This is a genomic window from Janthinobacterium sp. GW823-FHT03B06 (assembly GCF_058796955.1).
This window is the reverse complement of record NZ_JBXAJE010000021.1, coordinates 1-1,179: the sequence shown is the minus strand read 5'-3', so window position 1 is coordinate 1,179 and position 1,179 is coordinate 1. Positions and strand designations below refer to the sequence as shown.

Here is a 1,179-nt window from a genome sequence, read left to right as displayed (position 1 = left end):
TTCCGCAAATCGCCGATGGCCAGGCTGGCCGCACCGGATACCGCCTGGATCTGGCCGCGCGTATTGTTCACGTCGCCGCCACGTATATTCAGGCCGCCTGCCAGCACGCCTCCATCGGTATTGTCCAGCGAGCCAGTAACGATCTCGGCCGCGCCGGCGAACGCCAGGCGCCCGTTCTGATTCAACAGCATGTCGGCGCTCAGCGCCATGTCGCCATTGCCTTCAATCTTGCCGCCACGGTTGTCCAGATGACCGGTGGCCGCCACGCTGCCACTGCCAGTTCCCGTCTGCGTGACGCTGCCCTGGCGATTATCCAGGGTGCCGGTATGCAGCGTCACCTGCCTGGCCAGCAATGCGCCGTCGCGGTGGTCGAAGCTATCGGCCGTCACGACCAATGCACCGTTGCCTGAGATCTGGCCCCGCTGTCCATACAGGTTCGTGGCGCGAATCGCCAGCGTGCCCGTGCCCGCATGTTCGATCTTGCCATCGATATTCGTCAGCGCGCCTGCGCCCAGACTCAAGTTGCCGCTGTTGACGGCGATGCGCCCACCCGTATTGTCCAGCACGCCCGTGTCGATGACGGTACTGCCCGCGCCCGACTGCACGATCGTTCCCTTCACATTGCGCACATTGGCCGCCGCCAGCGCCAGTTGTCCCGCACTCAGCTGGCCGCCCGCATTCACCAGTACCTGTCCATTGTTGCCATTGGCCGTGATCGCCAGCAAGCCTGCCGTGCTCACCTGCGCCTGGCTGGTGAGGACGTCGCCTGCGCGCGCCGTCAGCGCAATATTCGCAGCACTGCTCTGGCTGCCCGTCAGGTCCAGCGCGGCGCCGTCCAGCACTGCGTCGCCCCCTGCCAAGTTCTGGCCTGTCGCCCGCAAAGCCTGCGTAGCCGTCACGACCAGGCTGCCTGCCTGGCCCAGCGTGCCATCGGCCCGCATGCCCGCGCCCAGCAAACCGCTGCTGTCGATGCTGCCTGCTTGCACACTGACATCGCGCCCCGCCGCCAGCGAGCCGCTGTTGCCGAGCGTGCCGCCGACGACCAGGAGCTGGTCGCGGCCCGCATACAGCAAGCCGGAGTTGTTCAGATCCCCGCCGACCCTGGCCGCCAGGTCCGTGCCCGCGCTCAGCGTGCCCTGCTGGTTCAGCAGGCTGGCCACATCCAGCGCCAAGGCACCG

At 67.1% G+C, this 1,179-nt stretch carries 1 pseudogene; it reads right to left on the bottom strand.

The features are described from left to right. Positions 1-1,179 (bottom strand): annotated as a pseudogene (locus AC1RBA_RS27900) (filamentous hemagglutinin); the annotation flags it as partial.